This window comes from Aerococcus sp. 150760013-2, assembly GCF_053627715.1.
In genome coordinates this window covers 70,871-89,217 of sequence record NZ_JBSEYI010000003.1, presented here as the reverse complement: position 1 = coordinate 89,217, position 18,347 = coordinate 70,871, and the positions used below count along the sequence as shown (strand labels likewise).

Here is an 18,347-nt window from a genome sequence, read left to right as displayed (position 1 = left end):
TGACTAATTGAATTAATTTATAGGCCATAGGTCTATGCTTTTTCCTAGCATTTCCTAAAATTAGGATGTATTTCCTGTCTGCCCTGAAGAACTCGGCGGTTCTGTTGCAAAGTTTAAAAACAAATCATACTACTAATTGTTTTACAATAAATTATGCTGGGATACCCATTAAAACTTTAATTTCAGTACAGACTGAAAAGCCGAAGAGATTTCTTTCTTTTCGGCTTTCTTTATATATTCCTCGAATGGTTTTCATGCCCTTAATCGTGGTAGAGGCCGTACGGAGGCCTTGGTAAAATTTACTGCGACGTTTAATTGGACGATGATCTTGTTCAATGAGATTATTGAGATATTTAACCGTTCGATGTTCTGTTTTTAGATAGAATCCGTTTTTTTTTCTCATCTCGCTATTTATGCAAAGGCCTCTCTAGAGAACTACACGCCAAGCCGAAAAGTTTGATTTATAAAAATGTACGCTTTACACTAATATGAATAATAAAAAAAATATTTTTTTCCAGAAAGGATGTATTGAAATGAAATTACAGCTAGCAATTGACCTTGTTAAAGATATACCAGAAGCCATTGAATTAGTGGAAGAGGTTAAAGAGTATATCGATGTAGTGGAACTTGGTACCCCTGTCCTCAACAGAGAAGGGCTTCAAGCAGTTAAAGAAGTCAAAGAAGCCTTCCCTGATTTACAAGTGTTGGCGGATGAAAAATTAATTGACGCTACTGATTTTGAAGTTGGCCAAGCAGTTGATTATAAAGCAGACATTATTACAGTTCTGGGTGTTTCGGAAGACGCTTCGATTAAAGGGGCTGTCGAGGAAGCGAAAAAACACGGAAAAGAAATTCTTGTGGATATGATCGCAGTACGAGATGTTGAAACACGTGCAAAAGAACTGGATGAAATGGGAGCAGATTATATTTGTGTACACACAGGGTATGATTTACAGGCGCAAGGGAAGAGCCCATTTGAAGACTTGAAGAAAGTCAAAAAGGTAGTCAAAAAATCAAAAACGGCTATTGCAGGCGGCATTAAATTAGAGACGCTAAAAGATGCTGTAGAACAAAAACCGGACTTGATCATCGTTGGTGGTGGAATTGCAAGCGCGGATAACCCTAAAGAAGCTGCACGCAAGATATCTGAAATTATCAAACAAGGTTAAGTGGTAGTATGAATACAACAGAGCATCTAGCAACAATCATTGAAGAGTTAAAGAAAACACCATCTAGAATTTCAGATGAGGAAGCTGAAAAGCTGGTCGATGAAATCATGGATGCTGGAAAAATATTTGTGGCTGGCGCTGGACGTTCCGGTTTGATAGGAAAAAGTTTCGTCATGCGCTTAATGCATATGGGGATTGAAGCCTATGTTGTAGGGGAAACCGTCACCGGTACGTTTGAAGAAAATGATTTGCTGATTATTGGAACAGGATCAGGGGAAACGAAGACATTGGTTCCAGTCGCTCAAAAAGCAAAGGACATTGGTGGAAAAGTAGCTGCTGTTACCATTTCACCCGCTTCGACTATCGGAGAATTGGCTGACATCATTGTCGAACTCCCTGGTGTGACAAAAGATAACAGTGAAGGAACCATTCAAACTGTTCAGCCGATGGGATCTTTATTCGAACAAACCATGTTGCTGTTTTATGATGCCATCATTTTAAGTTACATGGAGAAAAAAGAACTGGACAGCGATAAAATGTACGGAAAACATGCTAATTTAGAATAAACGGAACACGCAGCACATACTGCTCTCAAATAGAGTAAATAACTAGAATAAAAGCAAACGGACAGGATTTATCTAACTTAATTTGACAAACGAAATTCTAATTAGAAAAACAGTTATTACTAAAAGTAGGTAAATAAAAAAAGTTGTCTCAAGTTACATACTACATCCAAATTTATCTTTATCTTTATAAACTCATAAAAGAAAATGATACCAAAGTATGAATCTCAACCCGAAAACTGAACACTCAAAAAAAGAGTGTTGTAAGTTTTCGGGTTATTTTTATGCAAAATTTTCGGTATACTCTATTTGAGTTATACGGAAGGGAGTGGACAGGATGAGTAAAAAGATATATAGCCAAGCTGAGATTCAAGCTTTAAGAAACAATCCTAATGTGAAAAGTGTGACAGAGAAAAGTATTACCTATTCATCAGAATTCAAAATAAAGGCCATTAAACAAAGCAAACAAGGCATGAAATCCACTCAGATATTTGAACTTGCTGGACTTCCTTCTCATTTAATCGGAAAAGGAAAATCCGATCAATCACTATCACGTTGGAAAAGATTATATAAAGATCACGGAGAAGATGTATTGTTACAAGAGACTCGTGGTTCAAAAAATAATGGTCCCTATGGACCAAGAGAACAATTATCGTTACAAGAGGCGCTAGACAAAGCAAATGCCCGTATAGCCTATCTAGAGGGGAATCTTGAACTAGTAAAAAAATTAGAACAGCACGAGAGGAGCGTGAAAAACGACAAAAGAAACGACTTAAGTAAACAAGGACGCTTTAGATTAATTAACCAAATTATTCGTGAGAATCAACTTGCTGGAATGGTGAATCATTTATGCGACCTTGCAGGGGTAAGTAAAAGTGGCTACTATTACTGGCTAAATAGTAGCGATAAACGTGCTGAGCGTGATCGAAATGATTGGGAAGATTTCCAATTGTTATATAGAATTTTTCTGGATAAGAAGAAGTGTGGGATTGATGAAATAAAAATGGCGTTAGAAACTGAACACGATGTAGTAATGAATCATAAAAAAATCAGAAGAATTTTGCGCAAGAATAACATCATATCATCAATACGAGCAGCGAAACCATACCGTAAAATGATGAAGGCAACCCAAGAAAATGCTACCAAGAAAAACCTTGTCAATCGTCAGTTTGATCAAGGTATCCCGTACAAAGTATTTCTCACAGATATCACTTATCTTCCTTATGGAAGTGGACAATGGGCCTATCTTTCAGCGGTTAAGGATGGTGCTACCGGCGAGATTGTTGCACATCACTTCTCAACTAGCTTAAAAATGAATTTAGTTTATGAAACGCTAGATAAATTAAATAATGTGATTAAGGATATGCCAGTAATGGAAAGGTATATCCACTCAGATCAAGGGGTTCATTATACCTACCCTGTTTTCCAGGAAAAAGTTGAGAATATGGGGCTAATTCAGTCTATGTCAAGGCGCGGTAACTGTTGGGACAATGCACCTATGGAATCATTCTTTGGTCATATGAAGGACGTTGTATTATCTGAAAGAACAGAAACACTACAAGATCTTTGGTATGCAGTTGAAGATTATATTGAATTTTACAACAATCGTCGCTATCAGAAAAAATTAAAAAAGATGACCCCGACAGCTTATCGGGATCATCTTTTGTGGGTAGCGTAACTCTCTTTTTTATTTGTTCAGTTTAACGGTAGGGTTTCAGTATAACTAATTGAATTTTTTTATTCTTGACTGAATCAGATTTTAAAGTATTTAGATAGTTTTTTTACTACTGTTGGTTCTGTTGCAAAATTAAAAAAAAGAGTATAAAAGGCCTAATGTACTATTTTGACTATGCTGGTATACTCATAAAACTTTAATTTCTGTACAGACTGAAAAGCCGAAGAGTTCCTTCTTTTCGGCTTTTCTTATCTATTCCTCGAATTGTTTCCATGCCCTTAATCGTGGTAGAAGCAGTACGGAGACTTCGATAAAATTTGCTGCGACGTTTAATCGGACGATGATCTTGCTCAATGAGATTATTGAGATATTTAACCGTTCGATGTTCTGTTTCAGATAGAATCCGTTTTTCTGTAACTTTTTAAACGCACTACCTATAGACGGGGCTTTATCCGTAACGAGAACCTTTGGTTCTCTGAATTGCTTCTTTAATCTTTTTAAAAAGGGATAAGCTGCTTGTGTATCTCGTTTTTTTCGTAACCAAATATCTAAAGTTAGCTCATCTGCATCAATCGCTCGGTATAAATAGTGCCACTTTCCTTCGATTTTGATATAGGTTTCGTCCATTTTCCATGAATAAAAAGACTGTCTATTTTTCTTTTCCAAATTTGATACAGGACTTTACCGTATTCCTGTACCCAACGGTAAATGGTTGTATGACAAACATCGATCCCACGGTCATAAAGAATTTCTTGGACTTCTCTATAACTGAGATTATATCGAAGATAGTAACCTACAGCGACAATAATTACATCTTTCTGAAATTGTTTGCCTTTAAAGTGATCCAGCTTCTTCCCTCCAAGCTATCTTTTTACTCTAGTTTATCCTAAAATGGGTTTATCAGAAAACTTTGCAACAGAACCTAATTTATTATATTTAGAGTTATAGTATGTACTCAAAAAAAACAAGCGCGTCAATTGATGCGCTTGTTTCCCTCTATGTGTTTTTCTGACATAATAAGCCTAAAAATTTTGATATTTCTAAACTAATTTATGATAAAAATTTGATTTTTTTCTCTAGGAAGATCGTTATCATAATAAGAACTAATATCTAATCCTATCTCTTTATAATTTTTAGTTGAAGTTATCATTGAATTTAAATGTGAAATACTATTTACTCGATAAAACATAAAATTACTATTTTTCTTACAACATAAAATAGAATTTGTAGTAATATCTAAATTATGATCATTATCAAAACAGATAATATTTTTTTTATATATTTTTTTGATAAAAAAATATGAATTCCATGTGGAATTAGAAAATATTTTTGAAGTAACTGAATTTAAAATTTTGTTATAGCAATCGATAAGGAATATTATCCATTCAATTAATATTTCTTTTCCCATGTATTCTTCAATTAACCCGTGAGCACAAGTATTTCTATGTCTGATAAAAAATTTTAATCTACTTTCTATATTATCCTCAGAAATAAATTCTATATAATTATATTTTTGAGTATCCAATGTAGAAACTTTAGAAAATATATCTTCTATTCCTATCCTTTTGAACAACGAATTAATCGTTTCTTTATCCATATTTTGTTTTGTATATGAAACGACAGATTCGGTCATATTAAGTAATAGTTTATCATCTTGTATAGTAAAGTCTTCTGCAGTATAGGCAGGGAGATCTTTCAAACTAAAATGTTTTGGATTAAAAGTAAAAGTATTTGTGCTCTTTAAATGCTGATAAACTAATATATATAGTTGTTTTACATGATGTTCGAAACCAACATACATAGAATTTATTAAAGAGGGATATATTATATTTCTATATTTGCTGTAATTACAACTTTGAGAATTGGAAAAATTAAAATCTATATATTCCCTTAGTAAACTATAGTAACTATAAAAATCTTGTACTATTGCATTTAATTTTTTAAAATCATTCATTGGTTGTTACCTGAAGTGTAAGTTTGAAAAAATCTTCAAATAATTTTACCCTATCAAGAACATTTAATTTAGAATTATTCCTTCCGTTAAAAGTATCTTGATTTTCTCTAAATAAATTTTCAAGTTCTTTCTCAAAGTTTATATCAGCTTTAATCAACACATTCTTATTGTCTTGAATATATCTACTAAATATTATATTCATAGGATCATACAGTAATTTGGTGATTTTATTGTTCCAAGTAAATTCACCAACATTCTTTTTATACGTATATAGTTTAAATAATTTATCACCAAAAATATTCAATTGCAGTTCTAAAGTTTTTTCAAATAATAATCTCATCTCATCAAATTGTTCAGATTTATTAATTTGTTCATTAGCCTCTTTCAAATATAAATCTAAGATTTCTTTAACTGTAGTTCTAGGATTTTCATCAAGTTGTCGATACGCAAAAAATCTTAAAATCAATTCAACATCTTCCATACGAATGTATTTATCATTTTCATTTTCTTTTAAATAATAGTCATCTAATTTTTTTATATTCCAAATAGAATGGAATTTTTCAGATTCTAAAGCGGTTTTTTTACAAAAATCATTCATTGGACCTCTCATGATAGCATTTCTAATTTCCTGATCAGATAGTTTAGTTCCTCCTGTATTTAATCTTTCGAAAACATATTGTTTTAATTCAAACGCTTCTTCCTCAGTTTGAGCAGTTTCATTTAAAATTACAATAGTAGAAATATATCTACGATCAATTCCTAACTTAATATTTTCAGGTAATTGACTATATGTCATACCATTTAATTCTTTCCAAATTTCTAATCCCTCTAAAACAAATGCATCTGAATAAAAATCTCTAATAGTTGTCAATCTTTGACGACCATCCATAACTTCATATTTTGCAAATTCAACTTCGTATAAAAATACTGGTGGAATGGGAATATTCATAATAAACGATTCTATTAATCTTGATTTTTGTAAATTATCCCAAACAAAACTTCTCTGATATTCTGGATTAAGTTGAATACTTTTATTTAGTATTGTATCTAAGCTATCAAGCGGATAACGTCCTTGTTCTGTAACAAGTCTTTTTTCTCCCGCTTTATATTTATAATCTATTTCATCGCTAGAATAATGTGGAATAAAATTATATGATTTATCTTTCTTAAACGAAACGGATATATTGCTCATTACTACCTCCTGAATGATTTTTTATTATTTCTTTTATTCTATACCAAATACATTGAGTATTAAAGATAGTTAAATAGAAATGCATAATTTTTATACTTTAAATAAAAATACAATTCAGATATTTTAGTTATTTAATTAGTTAGTAGACATAATGTCGAAATACACAAGCAGCATATGCGTTTTTAAAACGATTAAAGAAGCAATTCGGAGAGCCAAAGGTTCTCGTTACAGATAAAGCCCCATCTATAGGTAGTGCGTTTAAAAAGCTACAGAAAAACGGATTCTATCTAAAAACAGAACATCGAACGGTTAAATATCTCAATAATCTCATTCAACAAGATTATCGTCCAATTAAACATCGCAGTAAATTTTACCAAAGCCTCCGTACGGCCTCTACCACGATTAAGGGCATGGAAACCATTCGAGGAATATATAAAGAAAGCCGAAAAGAAAGAAATCTCTTCGGTTTTTCAGTCTGTACTGAAATTAAAGTTTTAATGGGTATCCCAGCATGATTTATTGTAAAACACTTAGTAGTATGATTTGTTTTTAAACTTTGCAACAGAACCTCTAAACTTATCATTTGAAAAAAGACTCAAAGATTAGTGTTTTAAATAAGGGTAATTCGAAAGAAGTCATGATTCGTTTTCATGGCTTTTTTTGCGTTATAGCTTTATTAAAGACATCCATAATTAGGAAACTTAGCAATACATTCTTAAAATCTAATAATTTTGGAAGTTCAAAAAATACGAAGTATTAAGTCACTAACCATAATAAAAAGACTGCAAGTAATCACAGTCTTTAACGTTGTTTGATTAAGTTGTATGTGAGTCAGCGTCGACATATTCATGAATGAATCGTGTGCTAGCTTGGTCTGGATCTAAGGCTTCAAATAAAATATCCACGGCCCTTGAACCGATAATATGGGAATTCAGGTTGACATAAGAAGTCTTATTCATCGACTGGGTATTGCCTTGGCGGTAGGCTGAAAAAGTAATCAGATGGACATCTTGAATGTCCTGGGTATCCAGATAATTCCGAATCCCTTCAGCAACCAACTCATCGGAAATAACTAATCCGTCAATTTGGCTAAAATCAATTTTATGCTGAGCTAATTCATAACCATCACTTGGTAAGAAGTTGATATCGTTATAAATCAAGCTAGGGTCATAAATAATACCCGCACTTTCCAAAGCCCGTTTGTAGCCCTTGTGACGGTCGGCGATAAAGAACTGGTTCATATCCCCACCAATATAGGCAATCCGGTCACACCCTTGTTGAATCAGAGACTTAGTAGCTTGGTAACCAATCAGTTCATTGTCATTATCCACGAAATGAACTTTAGTGTTGTCGGGCGACCCGATGACAACGGCTGGACAGTTGACCTCTTGAGCGAAGCGCAATAGGGGGTCTTTTTTTGAAGCATATAGAAAAATCAGGCCCTCAACTTGCTTGCCATTCACGATTTTTTCAATGTGCTTTTGCCGTTGATCATCATCTAAACCAACGGAAAGCAGAATAGAGTAATCATGTTTGGCCATCTCAAAATTAATCCCACGTAAGACGGTCGGGAAGAAGGGGTTTTGGTAAAAGGCGTCACTGGCTAGGGGTAGGACAAGGCCGAATGTTTTAGAGTGTGCACTTGCAAGCCCTTGCGCATAAATGTTTGGAAAATAATTCATTTCCTTCATCACAGTACGCACTTTATTTTTGGTTTTATCGCTTATTGAAGGGTTGTCAGCGATCACCCGTGAAACGGTGGAAGGCGCTACACCCGCTCTTTTAGCAACATCTCGAATTGTAATTGCCATAAAGTGTTATCCTCTCTGCTTGTTGCATTTATTATACTGAAAATTGGGACCGCTTTCAAATTTATTTAAAAAGTTTACGAAATCGGTTGCATTGTGGAAGCGCTTTATGTAAAATGTAAGTGACTTAACGAAGAAATAGTGAAAATAGGAGGTTTCATCATGGAGAGAGCAAGCGGTGTCGTTTTACACATATCTTCCCTACCAAGTCAATTTGGTATCGGCTCATTTGGTGCATCAGCTTATGAATTTGTTGACTTTCTTGTCGCAACCAAACAACAATATTGGCAAATCCTTCCATTGACCACAACGTCATTTGGAGACTCGCCTTACCAATCATTCTCAGCATTTGCTGGGAACACCCATTTTATTGATTTTGATCTGTTAGCGAAACAGGGTTACCTAGATAAAACGGATTATCAAGGGGTTAATTTTGGTAATAACCCGAAGAAGGTAGCTTATAATATTCTTTTTAAAAACAGAAGACCTATACTTGAAAAGGCTGTAGCTAACTTTGTGTCAACAAATGCTTACAGTAATCCGGAATTTATTCAATTTTATGAGGAAAATAGCTTTTGGTTGATACCTTTTGCCCAATATATGACTGTTAAAGAAGAAAATGGGCAAAAACCTTGGTACGATTGGCCAGCAAATCTACGTAACTATGATGAAGCTGTCATTAATCGATTTTGTGAAGCGCATGCAGATCGGTATGATTATCATCTAGTCACTCAATTTTGGTTTAATCAACAGTATAAAGCTTTAAAAGAATATGCCAATGATAACCACATCGAAATCATTGGAGACATTCCAATTTATGTGGCCCGCGATTCTGTTGAGATGTGGACCCAACCAGAATTGTTCCTAACAGATGAGAAGAGGAACCCTTCCTTGGTTGCTGGTGTACCACCTGATTTCTATTCAATTACTGGCCAGTATTGGGGTAATCCTATATATGACTGGGATTATATGGCAGAAACTGATTATGCTTGGTGGATTTTGCGGATGAAAGAAAGCTTCAAGTTGTACGATGTGGTGCGAATTGACCACTTCCGTGGCTTTGAAAGCTACTGGGCAGTACCGTTTGGTTCGCCAACAGCTGCTTCAGGTTCATGGCAAAAGGGGCCGGGCAATAAGATTTTCGACCAATTCAAGCAAGAATTAGGCGATATCAAAGTGATTGCGGAAGACTTAGGGTTTATGACGCAAGCTGTGCATGATATGCGCGATCATACAGAGTATCCTGGTATGAAAGTTTTGCAAAATGGATTTTACGGTCAAGATTCAGAAGACTTACCACACCACTACCCTGTCAACTCAGTTGCCTATGCATCAACACATGATTCTATGCAAGCATATGATTGGTATATGAACCAGGCAACACAAGCGGAAAGAGACCAGGCTGACCAATATCTTAATCGACGCGTGGGCGAACATCCTTCAGACGCCTTTGTTCGAGGAATCGCTGCATCGCCGTCAAGATTAGCTATCTATATGATGAACGACTTGTTACGGTTGGGACCTGAAGGCCGGATTAATATCCCGTCTACAATTGGCGGCAACTGGGACTGGCGAGTCCGTCAAGAAGACTTTACGGTCGACCTTGAAGAACGCTTGCTTTCAGTCACTGAAACATACTTTAGAGTAAATCAAGCTTTCATTAGCCAAGATGATAAAAATAATGGTATAAATAGCATAGCAGCGGAGGCGGCCTTTTTACCTGAAGACAATGATTAGTTGAATGTAATAATTGGAAAATTTTGAACTTACTGATACACAGTTAAAGATAAGGAGACAATCATGTTAAATTTAAACGAACGTGCTCAAGCGCAATTTAATCAACCGCTAAGCGAGTTGTCACACGCGGAAATCTACAAAATTTTATTAGACCTTGTTCAAGAAAAAACAGCCGCAATGCCACAAAATGAAGGTAAACGTAAACTTTATTATATCTCTGCCGAATTTTTAATTGGTAAATTACTATCAAATAACTTATTAAACTTAGGTTTATACGATGATGTAGCCGCTGAATTAGCGGAAAATGGGACTTCTCTTGCTGAAGTTGAAGAAGCTGAAGCAGAGCCGTCACTAGGAAATGGTGGTTTGGGCCGTCTAGCAGCTTGCTTCCTAGACTCAATCGCCACTTTAGGGTTGAACGGTGACGGGGTAGGATTAAACTACCACTTCGGGCTATTCCGCCAATACTTTGAGGATAATAAACAATCTTATAAACCCGATGAGTGGTTAGACCATCCAACGTGGCTAAACAAATCGGACATTTCTTACAAGGTGCCGTTTGGTAAATTTACCTTACAATCTACTTTATATGAAATCGATGTACCTGGTTACAACCAACCAAACGTCAATAAATTACGCTTATTTGATTTAGACACAGTAAATCCAGAAATTATCGAAGAAAGTTCTATTAATTTTGACAAGACTCAAATCGAAGAGAACTTGACCTTATTCTTATATCCAGATGACTCTGACCGTAATGGGAACTTATTACGTATCTATCAACAATATTTCATGGTCTCAAATGGTGCTCAATTAGCCATTCAAGAAGCGATCGAGCGTGGGTCTAACATCCATGACTTAGCAGAATATGTTGTTGTACAAATTAACGATACGCATCCGACATTTATTATTCCAGAGTTTGTTCGCTTATTAACAACAGAACATGGTATTGATTTTGAAGAAGCTGTGGAAATCACTCGTAACGTAGTAGCTTTCACAAACCATACGATTCTTTCAGAGGCCTTAGAAAAATGGCCATTATCTGATATTCATGAAGTTATACCAGAGATTGCTAAAATCATTACGAAGCTAGACGAAATCATTAAAGATGAATTTCCGGATAAACCAGCGGTGCAAATTATTGACAAATGGGGTACAGTTCATATGGCATCGATTGCGATTCACTTTGGATTCTCAATCAACGGGGTTGCCGCTTTACATACAGAAATATTGAAAAATAACGAGTTAAACCATTTTTATGAGATTTATCCTGAAAAATTCTCAAATAAAACAAACGGGATTACTTTCCGTCGTTGGTTAATGGCATCTAACCCGTCGTTAACAAACTTTATTGATGAACACATTGGGACAAAATGGCGTGAAGATGCTGACTTAACAGACTTATTAGCATTCGAAAATGATGATAAGGCATTAGATGAATTACGTCGCATTAAGAGAGAAAATAAAAATGCCTTGGCAGACCACTTGCAACGTACACGTGACATTAATATTGACCGTCATTCAATTGTAGATGTTCAAATTAAACGTATTCATGAGTACAAGCGCCAACAAATGTTGGCCCTATACATCATCTACAAATATCATGAAATTAAAGCAGGGAACATTCCTGGAACGCCAATTACCATTATTTTCGGTGGTAAAGCAGCACCAGCATACACAATTGCTAAAGATATTATTCATTTAATCTTGTCGTTATCAGAATTAATTGAAAATGACTTAGACGTGGCACCACACTTGAAAGTAGTATTCGTAGACAACTACAACGTGTCTGAAGCGGAATACTTAATTCCAGCAGCCAATATCTCTGAGCAAATCTCATTAGCTTCCAAAGAAGCATCTGGTACTGGTAACATGAAATTCATGTTAAATGGGGCATTAACTATCATGACTTGGGATGGTGCCAACGTTGAAATCGCTGAACAAGTAGGTGAAGAGAACGTTTATCCATTTGGTAAATCAAGTGAGGAAATCGTAAACCTATACGCAACAGATGGTTACGACCCACAAGACTACTACAAACAAGAACGTATTCAACCAATCGTTGATTTCATTATCTCAGATGAATTGATGGCTTACGGTATTCCTGAACGTCTGAACCGTCTATATAACGACATAACCAACAAGGACTACTTCATGGCTTTAATTGATTTAGAAGAATTTATTGATGTGAAAGAAAAAGTTTACTACGACTATGAAGATCGTCGCGACTGGACCCGTCGTTCATTAATCAATATCGCGAACGCTGGTTACTTCTCAGCTGACCGTACGATTGCAGAATACAATAAAGATATTTGGCATTTAGACCAATAATTCTGTCTGTCAAATACTGAACACATTTGCATAATCAAAAGAAGCCGAGTAGGAAATATCCATGCTCGGTTTTTCTTGTATCTCTGGGTGGGAAGTGGATAATGATAAAAAGGCTTTCATTTTAGGGTAAAACCTATTTTGCCACAAGTAGGACTGGAGGGTATATAAGTGAAAAAAGCATTAATTGTATGCGCAGGTGGGATGTCATCGTCACTAGTCGCTAAGAAGGCAACCGCACTATTTCAAACACAGGGTAAAGACATCGAGGTCGCCGCACCTCCATCTATGCCGGACAAAAGGCAGTTGAAGAGGATCAATTTGATTTATATCTAGTCAGCCCACAGACCCGGATGTATTTTGACAACTTAGCCAAATTTGCCCACCGGATGGCCAAACCTATTGTAAAAATCCCACCCCAAGCTTACGTACCACTACCCAATCAAACGCAAATGTTGGCAGACCTGATAGAAGCGCATATTTAAAGGTGTGTGATCATAACCAGAATGTATTTTCTGGTTTTTTGCTGCATGTTAGCGTAAAATGGTTGCAATATATCGTAAGCACTTACATTTTTTGGAGGCGGGTTAATGACAGCACAAGCACTATATTTAGGCATTGATATTGGCGGGACAAATATTAAATCCGGATTGGTAGACAAATCGGGTCAGATTACCAACCAATATAAGCGGAAAACGCCACAGAACTTGCCTGATTTAAAATTAGCTATCATTGATATTGTTAATCAAGCACAGGCACAGGTGGGCGACCAGCTAAAAGGAGTTGGCTTTTCTGCACCAGGGCAGGTGGTTTCAGAAACAGGTGTCGTCCATGTTGGGGGCGCAATTCCTTTTATCGATGGCTTAAATTTCAAACACTTTATTAAAGAAAATTTTGGCCTACCAGCGGCGGCTATTAACGACGGCAAGGCAGCAGCTCAAGCTGAATTGTGGCAAGGACACTTAACAGATGTTGAAAACGGCTTAGTTTTACTATTGGGGACAGGTGTCGGTGGAGGGATTGTCTTAAATGGGCAACTGCACCAAGGCAGTCATTTCCAAGCGGGCGAATTGTCCTATATGTATGCGTCTTCTAGCGATATGACCACAGAGAATGCTATGGGTAGGCGAGGATCTGCGGTTATTTTCGTGAATAAATCTAGAGAACTATTAGGGCTAGCGCCTGGTGACGGTGAGGAAGTTTTCCAAGTCTTAGAAAAGGGGACTAATCCTGAAGTTACAGCCTTATTTGACCAATATTGCCAAGATATCGTTTATATCGTCCATACCCTACAGATATCGCTAGACCTAGACAGGGTCGTTTTGGGTGGGGGTATTTCAGCCCAACCACTGGTGTTAAAAGGGATCCAAGACAAATATGATGCACTACGCCGTGACGTACCATGGTTTAACGACTCATTTGAACCGATTGAGATTGGTTTGTGTAAATATGGTAGTGAAGCCAACCTGATTGGAGCCGTATATCAATTGTTGATAGAAGAATAGATTTGAAAAACCGCCTATCTTACGATGGACGGTTTTTTTGGTTTAATATAAACGGTTATAGGCGTTGCGCTATCGGATTACTTTTTCTGAAAGGCAATTCGGTATCTATAAAGTAGCGCACTAATTAGCCCGACAATTACAAAATGTGTCAACAACGGAACAAATACAACTTGATTGGTGTGGATAGCAGTTAGCAATTGGTCATACGGAAATAGCATAGAGAAATTTTTAAAGATGGATGGATAGGTGGCAATTGGAATCGCTAATCCAGAAATGATAGGCAGGATATTCATAAAGATATTATTGAAAAAATAAATATTACTCATATTGATTGCCAGATAAAAAGCTATGACTCCGATCAGTAAACTATAGAGAATGCTAAAAGGTAACAACGCGATTGCGCTATACATTTGATCGGTCGTTACGCCAAATATCGCTAGAATACAAATATTGATCAAAAATAAAAGTAGCGAGCTAAAATAAACGGTCGCTATTTTGTCAAACCAATATTTTATGGCATAAGGCTTATGAACAATCATTTCAGTATGGATGCCTAATATTTTATCTGTTACCAATAGTTGATTAATCGTATTGATTGCGCTCGCGTTGGCAGAAATAAAAACTGAACTCAAGGCAATGTTATAGTCAATGGTGCTGGAATATTGTTGGTTAATGAGTACAAACAAAATCATCTGAATAATGGGTGTGATAAAGAAGTAAGTGATAAAAGTTTTGATATCACGAAGGTAGATTAATGATGAAAATTGAATACGCAATTTATACCAACCTCCCTTGACCGTCTTTTTTCGCCCAACGTAAAAGAATGCTCCCTAGGCTAACTGCAAGGGCTAGCCAGATCATTAAGGACAGCAGATAGCTCCACGAGTTATAACTGGCGTCGTTGTTGGAGAGTAATTTTCGAATAGGATAGACTAGCGGGAGCCCCCACTGAGTATACATGGATAGGTGATCAAAAAATTTTCCTTGTCCAATTAAACCACTGCATAAAAGAAGGGGTATATGGATAAGCTCTTCGTAGACAATTGCATTAGGTGTTAACACAAAGAAAGCAGCGATCAACATATCCATTACAGCTACACTCAGCCATAGCAACAATACTAAAAGGACAAATTCAAAATTTAAGTCAGTCACCTGAACATGGAAAATGCGTGCTAAACCATAAGAAAGTGGGAAGGAAATCAATCCAAAAGTTGAGGCAGGTAAAATGAGCGCGGTTAGTGACATAAAATCGTTAATGCCCGTATTGATTAAATAAGTCAAGGTACCCTGGTGTCTCTGGAATCCGATTGAACCCGTTGCTGTTGTAGCAGAAGCCCATAAGCCAAATATTGCACTTCGTGTCCATAAATAAGGATCATCTAACCGGTCATAGCCATGTGCTGTAAGATATTGTAAGAGAAAGATGGTCGTTGTTGAAATGATGGGTAGCCATAAAAAATATTGATTTCTAATATAAACTTTCATATGGAATAAAAATAAACGTAAAAATCGAAACATTATGACCTCCTTAAACTTGGCGCAATAGATAAGTAGGCGTCTTCTAAGGTGGAGCCTTTAGGTAAGCCAGAATAGCGAATAATATCTGCTACAGGACCCTCAAATTTTAGGCTGCCACCACCAATAAGTATAATGCGATTAGATAGGGTTTCTATCTCCCCCATGATGTGGCTTGTCAATAAGATGCTCACATTTTCTTCTACAGTTAATTTTTTGATTGTATCTCTTATTTCTTTAGCGATTTCCACATCTAACCCGTTAGTAGGTTCATCTAGTAAGAGTAAGGAGGGTTTATTTAATAGCGATTTAGCGATATGTAATCGTTGATTCATTCCTTTAGAGAAAAATTTTACTTGTTTATTTTTTACATCAGTCAGCGAAACGATATCTAAAACTCTATGGACCTCATGTTTACGCTGTCGAAATGGTACATTTGCAAGATCAGCATAGAAGTTTAAATTATCATAGGCCGAAACATTTCCGTAGAAACCTAAATCGCCTCCAAAAGAAACGCCAATATCATTCTTATAGTGGTCTTGTTTACCATTTACCCAAATTTCCCCGGCAGTTTTCTCGATATAACCGCCGATCATTGAAACGATGGTTGTTTTTCCAGCGCCATTTGGTCCAACAAGTGAAACAATTTCACCCGGGGCAATGTTGAAAGAAACATCTTTGACTGCTTGAAAGGGCGTTATTTTGCCATAAGATTTTGATAGATTTTTAACAGTTAAAGTATTCATATATCCATTCACTTTCTTTGTTGAAATGCTGATCTGTTGGAAGGAGATTAAGGAATTCATTGGCCACGCAATTTTGAAAAAAGACCATAAATCATTCTGGTCTTTGGCCGCGGCTGAATCGCATTGGGTTGCTAACTGATCAGATCAACTTATATTGGCTAAATTTTAACACAAAAAATGAATCAAAAGGTTTTTTTGTTATACACAAAAAAACCACCTACCGTTGGGAGGCGGTAGGTGGTTTACTTTATAATCTTTCGTTTGGGAGGAGAAAGATTTATGAAGAAAAGTTTTTATATTGGGTATGCTTATATAATAGCGTGTACCTTTGAATTTCCCGTGAAGATTTCAGATAAAATATTGAAGAAAATGTGAATTCTCAATAAAATGCTGATTTAACGGGGGGGGGTTAATATGGATTAAAAATAAATACAGTACAATTTGGATGAATTTAAAAGAATAATGACCATCCAAGGTAACGTTATCAAGGAATTTGCTATAATAGAATAAAGAATTTCGGTTTTTAGCATAAGTGAATTAAATTGTGGATATTCAAGGGCTGAAGGATTGTGGTAAATTTATTTCCAAGAAGGCCTTATCCAATACACACCACCACAATTGCGAGGAAGTGCGACAGGAGTTAGGGGAAGACCTGTTTACTAGGGTAGATCTAACAGCAAGTAAATACAAAATGATCGAGGAATAATCCATTTCCAAGGCGATAACTTGAAAGAAGACGAACTGAAATCTTCTTATCGTTCACATTTTTTTGTGTGTTTTCGGATAGAGAAAAAAATTTTCATGTTTTTTAAACTTTTTTCAGAAATGTTATTGACTTCTCTGCTATCAAATGATATTCTTATCTAGTCGTCAGTTGATGACAACAAAAACACGCGGAAATAGCTCAGTGGTAGAGCACCACCTTGCCAAGGTGGGGGTCGCGGGTTCGAACCCCGTTTTCCGCTTTGTCTGCAAAGACAAAACATTTAAATACTTTTATAATATGCCGGGGTGGCGGAACAGGCAGACGCACAGGACTTAAAATCCTGCGAGGGTTAACCTCGTACCGGTTCGACCCCGGTCCTCGGCATTTTATATTTATGCACCCATGGCTCAACTGGATAGAGTACCTGACTACGAATCAGGCGGTTGCAGGTTCGAATCCTGCTGGGTGCATGTTTATTTTTTTAATAACGGGAAATAGCTCAGCTTGGTAGAGCACTTGGTTTGGGACCAAGGGGTCGCAGGTTCGAATCCTGTTTTCCCGACTAATGGGGTAGCTCAATAGGGCTATCTTTTTTGTTTATTTTTAAATTTCGTGTATTTTTAAAAAGGTGCGAGACATGGCGTTCAGACAGGAGTGGGATTAACCTTCCTATCTCGGCGTCGATGCTTGCGCCTTTTTTCATTTTCTGTATCTATAATAGTACTTTTGGCCTATGATTCTACCTTATAAAAAGTTTACAATAAAAATTGAAGAAATAGGTTATACTAAAGGTGATTAAAATTTCAGACAATAGTGTAGACTATTGAGGGGAGATTGGCTATGGACATGCATCGTAAACAATTCGTACAGCGATTGATTCATTTACTGAATATTGTGGGTACGGTTGCTACTATAATCTTTATTGTTTGGGCATGGCGGAATGGTTTGTTGATAGATAAGGTGGCCTTTTTAAGGTTTATGGGCCACTTTGGGATTGCCGCACCGTTGATGTTTGTGGTGATTCAATTTATCCAAACGGTTGTGCCCGTCATACCTGGTTCGATTACCATCCCCCTTGGCGTATACATGTTTGGGAATGTCTGGGGCTTTATTTGGAACTTGATGCCCATTTTTCTAGGGTCCATATTCAACTTCTACTTAGCCCGCAAGTATGGCCGAAGTTTGGTCCATATGCTAGTGGGAGACAAGTACTATAATAAGGCCTTAAGTTGGCTGGATGACCGGTCGGGCTTTAAACGGGTCTTGATTTTAGGTTTGATTTTGCCCTTTATGCCGGCTGATGTGATTTGCTATGTGGCTGGTTTAACCAATTTGTCTCTGTCGCGTTTCGTTCAAGTCTTAGCAGTAGGGAAACCCATTACCATTTTGATTTACTCTTATTCAACCATCTTTTTAGTTGAATTAGTGAGTAAGTGGATATAGGAGTCT

Annotated in this window: 13 protein-coding genes, 4 tRNA genes and 4 pseudogenes; 13 read left to right on the top strand and 8 right to left on the bottom strand. The window is 36.4% G+C overall.

The genetic code is table 11. From position 1 onward, the window contains the following. Positions 1-151: 151 nt before the first annotated feature. Positions 152-415, bottom strand: a pseudogene (locus ACUW85_RS02400) (DDE-type integrase/transposase/recombinase); the annotation flags it as partial. Positions 416-533: 118 nt separating this feature from the next. On the opposite strand from ACUW85_RS02400, the gene hxlA reads away from it, so the two are divergent. The 3 genes from hxlA to ACUW85_RS02385 all read left to right on the top strand — a co-directional run bounded on the left by hxlA (position 534) and on the right by ACUW85_RS02385 (position 3,410). Next, entirely contained in the window at positions 534-1,169 is a 636-nt protein-coding gene (gene hxlA / locus ACUW85_RS02395; RefSeq protein ID WP_182023195.1) for a 3-hexulose-6-phosphate synthase, read from the top strand. Positions 1,170-1,177: 8 nt separating this feature from the next. Next, on the top strand, positions 1,178-1,735 hold the full coding sequence (gene hxlB, locus ACUW85_RS02390; RefSeq protein WP_182023196.1) for a 6-phospho-3-hexuloisomerase: 558 nt from the start codon (positions 1,178-1,180) through the stop codon (positions 1,733-1,735). 334 nt (positions 1,736-2,069) lie between these two features. Further along, entirely contained in the window at positions 2,070-3,410 is a 1,341-nt protein-coding gene (locus ACUW85_RS02385) for an IS3 family transposase (RefSeq protein ID WP_182023197.1), read from the top strand. Positions 3,411-3,593: 183 nt separating this feature from the next. Here the strand turns inward: ACUW85_RS02385 and ACUW85_RS02380 are convergent. The 3 genes and pseudogenes from ACUW85_RS02380 to ACUW85_RS02370 all read right to left on the bottom strand — a co-directional run bounded on the left by ACUW85_RS02380 (position 3,594) and on the right by ACUW85_RS02370 (position 6,553). Then, positions 3,594-4,255, bottom strand: a pseudogene (locus ACUW85_RS02380) (IS6 family transposase). Between the two features lie 197 nt (positions 4,256-4,452). Further along, positions 4,453-5,361, bottom strand: a complete 909-nt coding sequence (locus ACUW85_RS02375; RefSeq protein ID WP_182023198.1) for a hypothetical protein — start codon at positions 5,359-5,361, stop codon at positions 4,453-4,455. Beyond that, positions 5,354-6,553, bottom strand: coding sequence for a DUF262 domain-containing protein (locus ACUW85_RS02370; RefSeq protein WP_182023199.1), 1,200 nt, complete (start codon positions 6,551-6,553; stop codon positions 5,354-5,356). Before ACUW85_RS02370 ends, ACUW85_RS02375 begins: the two co-directional genes overlap by 8 nt. A gap of 155 nt (positions 6,554-6,708) precedes the next feature. Between ACUW85_RS02370 and ACUW85_RS02365 the strand changes: the two are divergent. Then, positions 6,709-7,068: pseudogene (locus ACUW85_RS02365) on the top strand (DDE-type integrase/transposase/recombinase); the annotation flags it as partial. A 300-nt stretch (positions 7,069-7,368) separates the two neighbouring features. Here the strand turns inward: ACUW85_RS02365 and ACUW85_RS02360 are convergent. Beyond that, complete coding sequence (locus ACUW85_RS02360; protein ID WP_182023200.1) at positions 7,369-8,364, bottom strand: LacI family DNA-binding transcriptional regulator; 996 nt, start codon at positions 8,362-8,364, stop codon at positions 7,369-7,371. 159 nt (positions 8,365-8,523) lie between these two features. On the opposite strand from ACUW85_RS02360, the gene malQ reads away from it, so the two are divergent. The 4 genes and pseudogenes from malQ (at position 8,524) to ACUW85_RS02340 (ending at position 13,931) form a co-directional block, all read left to right on the top strand. Beyond that, a complete protein-coding gene (malQ, locus tag ACUW85_RS02355) occupies positions 8,524-10,098 on the top strand; it encodes a 4-alpha-glucanotransferase (protein ID WP_182023201.1) in 1,575 nt (524 codons plus the stop codon). A gap of 63 nt (positions 10,099-10,161) precedes the next feature. Beyond that, entirely contained in the window at positions 10,162-12,429 is a 2,268-nt protein-coding gene (locus tag ACUW85_RS02350) for a glycogen/starch/alpha-glucan phosphorylase (RefSeq protein WP_182023202.1), read from the top strand. A 201-nt stretch (positions 12,430-12,630) separates the two neighbouring features. Further along, a pseudogene (locus ACUW85_RS02345) lies at positions 12,631-12,911 on the top strand (PTS cellobiose transporter subunit IIB). 105 nt (positions 12,912-13,016) lie between these two features. Then, a complete protein-coding gene (locus ACUW85_RS02340; RefSeq protein ID WP_149255883.1) occupies positions 13,017-13,931 on the top strand; it encodes an ROK family protein in 915 nt (304 codons plus the stop codon). A 77-nt stretch (positions 13,932-14,008) separates the two neighbouring features. Here the strand turns inward: ACUW85_RS02340 and ACUW85_RS02335 are convergent, their stop codons facing one another. From ACUW85_RS02335 to ACUW85_RS02325, 3 genes are read right to left on the bottom strand one after another with little or no spacing between them, the layout of a single operon-like run. After that, positions 14,009-14,707, bottom strand: coding sequence for a hypothetical protein (locus ACUW85_RS02335; protein WP_182023203.1), 699 nt, complete (start codon positions 14,705-14,707; stop codon positions 14,009-14,011). 1 nt (position 14,708) lies between these two features. Continuing rightward, the gene (locus tag ACUW85_RS02330) at positions 14,709-15,449 is read right to left on the bottom strand and encodes a hypothetical protein (RefSeq protein ID WP_026465178.1); all 741 of its coding nucleotides are present in this window, start codon (positions 15,447-15,449) and stop codon (positions 14,709-14,711) included. Beyond that, positions 15,449-16,192, bottom strand: coding sequence for an ABC transporter ATP-binding protein (locus tag ACUW85_RS02325; RefSeq protein ID WP_149255886.1), 744 nt, complete (start codon positions 16,190-16,192; stop codon positions 15,449-15,451). Before ACUW85_RS02325 ends, ACUW85_RS02330 begins: the two co-directional genes overlap by 1 nt. Before the next feature lie 893 nt (positions 16,193-17,085). Between ACUW85_RS02325 and ACUW85_RS02320 the strand changes: the two genes are divergently transcribed. The 5 genes from ACUW85_RS02320 (at position 17,086) to ACUW85_RS02300 (ending at position 18,341) form a co-directional block, all read left to right on the top strand. Then, positions 17,086-17,157: transfer RNA gene (locus tag ACUW85_RS02320), tRNA-Gly, on the top strand. A 40-nt stretch (positions 17,158-17,197) separates the two neighbouring features. Next, positions 17,198-17,282: transfer RNA gene (locus tag ACUW85_RS02315), tRNA-Leu, on the top strand. A 12-nt stretch (positions 17,283-17,294) separates the two neighbouring features. After that, positions 17,295-17,368: transfer RNA gene (locus tag ACUW85_RS02310), tRNA-Arg, on the top strand. Positions 17,369-17,386: 18 nt separating this feature from the next. Continuing rightward, positions 17,387-17,460: transfer RNA gene (locus ACUW85_RS02305), tRNA-Pro, on the top strand. Between the two features lie 278 nt (positions 17,461-17,738). After that, positions 17,739-18,341 (top strand): TVP38/TMEM64 family protein, encoded by a 603-nt coding sequence (locus ACUW85_RS02300; RefSeq protein WP_149255887.1) that lies wholly within the window; start codon positions 17,739-17,741, stop codon positions 18,339-18,341. Positions 18,342-18,347: the final 6 nt, after the last annotated feature.

What these genes read in the sequence shown, in the direction of transcription:
- ACUW85_RS02330 (WP_026465178.1), bottom strand. Translation starts at nt 15,449, where the DNA reads ATGTTTCGATTTTTACGTTTATTTTTATTCCATATGAAAGTTTATATT.
- ACUW85_RS02300 (WP_149255887.1), top strand. Translation starts at nt 17,739, where the DNA reads ATGGACATGCATCGTAAACAATTCGTACAGCGATTGATTCATTTACTG.
- ACUW85_RS02325 (WP_149255886.1), bottom strand. Translation starts at nt 16,192, where the DNA reads ATGAATACTTTAACTGTTAAAAATCTATCAAAATCTTATGGCAAAATA.
- hxlB (WP_182023196.1), top strand. Translation starts at nt 1,178, where the DNA reads ATGAATACAACAGAGCATCTAGCAACAATCATTGAAGAGTTAAAGAAA.
- ACUW85_RS02370 (WP_182023199.1), bottom strand. Translation starts at nt 6,553, where the DNA reads ATGAGCAATATATCCGTTTCGTTTAAGAAAGATAAATCATATAATTTT.
- ACUW85_RS02385 (WP_182023197.1), top strand. Translation starts at nt 2,070, where the DNA reads ATGAGTAAAAAGATATATAGCCAAGCTGAGATTCAAGCTTTAAGAAAC.
- ACUW85_RS02340 (WP_149255883.1), top strand. Translation starts at nt 13,017, where the DNA reads ATGACAGCACAAGCACTATATTTAGGCATTGATATTGGCGGGACAAAT.
- ACUW85_RS02360 (WP_182023200.1), bottom strand. Translation starts at nt 8,364, where the DNA reads ATGGCAATTACAATTCGAGATGTTGCTAAAAGAGCGGGTGTAGCGCCT.
- hxlA (WP_182023195.1), top strand. Translation starts at nt 534, where the DNA reads ATGAAATTACAGCTAGCAATTGACCTTGTTAAAGATATACCAGAAGCC.
- ACUW85_RS02375 (WP_182023198.1), bottom strand. Translation starts at nt 5,361, where the DNA reads ATGAATGATTTTAAAAAATTAAATGCAATAGTACAAGATTTTTATAGT.
- ACUW85_RS02350 (WP_182023202.1), top strand. Translation starts at nt 10,162, where the DNA reads ATGTTAAATTTAAACGAACGTGCTCAAGCGCAATTTAATCAACCGCTA.
- malQ (WP_182023201.1), top strand. Translation starts at nt 8,524, where the DNA reads ATGGAGAGAGCAAGCGGTGTCGTTTTACACATATCTTCCCTACCAAGT.